Genomic DNA, 590 nt, shown 5'->3' on the forward strand with positions numbered 1-590 from the left:
CAGGCCGCCATTGAGGGTATTGACCCCGTCAGTACCGGTGAGCACGTTATTCAGATCGTTGCCGGTCAGATCAAGTACGCCGCTGCCAAACAGTTGGCCGTCCTCGACATTGGCAGACAAGGTGTAGCTGACCGAGGACTTGACCAGATCATGGCCTTCACCGCTCAGTTCGGTGACGATGTCACCAGCGTTGTCGACGATATAGGTATCGTCGCCGTCACCGCCGATCATGGTGTCGGCCCCGGCCTTGCCATCGAGGATGTTGTTGCCGGCGTTACCGGTCATGCGGTTGTTCAGCTCGTTGCCGGTCCCGTTGAGGTTGTCAGTGCCGGTGAGCAGCACGTTCTCGACATTGGCGCCGAGGGTGTAGTCGATGGAGGCGAAGACCCGGTCGATTTCGGTCAGTGAGGTGCCGGTCTCGACAACCACGTCACCGATGTTGTCGACGTAGTAGGTGTCGTTGCCGGCGCCACCGATCATGGTATCGGCGCCCAGGCCGCCATTGAGGGTATTGACCCCGTCAGTACCGGTGAGCACGTTATTCAGATCGTTGCCGGTCAGATCAAGTAMKCSKCTGCCAAACAGTTGGC

The 590-nt window shown here is 59.0% G+C and carries 1 protein-coding gene; it reads right to left on the reverse strand.

The window, feature by feature from the left end; translation table 11 throughout:
• A partial coding sequence (locus HT737_RS30855) for a calcium-binding protein (protein WP_374011226.1) occupies positions 1–590 on the reverse strand: 590 nt, incomplete at both ends.

This window comes from Pseudomonas sp. MD195_PC81_125 (genome assembly GCF_014060985.1).
GTDB lineage: Bacteria > Pseudomonadota > Gammaproteobacteria > Pseudomonadales > Pseudomonadaceae > Aquipseudomonas > Aquipseudomonas parakoreensis.